Source organism: Streptomyces sp. SID13726, assembly GCF_010548375.1.
Taxonomy (GTDB): Bacteria; Actinomycetota; Actinomycetes; order Streptomycetales; family Streptomycetaceae; genus Streptomyces.
In genome coordinates this window covers 1-405 of the sequence record NZ_JAAGLY010000697.1, presented here as the reverse complement: position 1 = coordinate 405, position 405 = coordinate 1, and the positions used below count along the sequence as shown (strand labels likewise).

The 405-nt window shown below is 69.1% G+C and carries 1 pseudogene; it reads left to right on the top strand.

The features are described from left to right. A pseudogene (locus G3I78_RS49830) lies at positions 1 to 405 on the top strand (aminotransferase class III-fold pyridoxal phosphate-dependent enzyme); the annotation flags it as partial.

Sequence of the window (405 nt, the reverse complement as noted above, 5' to 3'; positions counted from 1 at the left end):
AGAAGGGCTACTCCTCCATGGACCGGGGGCTCGTCCACTCCGCCAGCTTCGGCTCCAACGCCCAGGCGATGGCGGCCGGGCTCGCCGTCCTGTCCGTCATGGAGGACGAGCAGGTGGTGGCCCATGCCCGCGCCATGGGCGACCTGCTGCGCGGGCGGCTCGCCGCGCTCGTGGACGAGTACGAACTGCTCCACGAGGTACGGGGACGCGGGCTGATGATCGGCATCGAGTTCGGGCGGCCGTCCTCGCTCGGGCTGCGCAGCCGGTGGACCATGCTCCAGGCGGCCCGCAAGGGGCTCTTCGCGCAGATGGTCTGGTTGCCGCTGTTGCTGTAGCACCGGATCCTCACGCAGGTGTCGTGCAACCACGGGGAGATCATCAAGCACATCCCGCCGCTGATCGTCT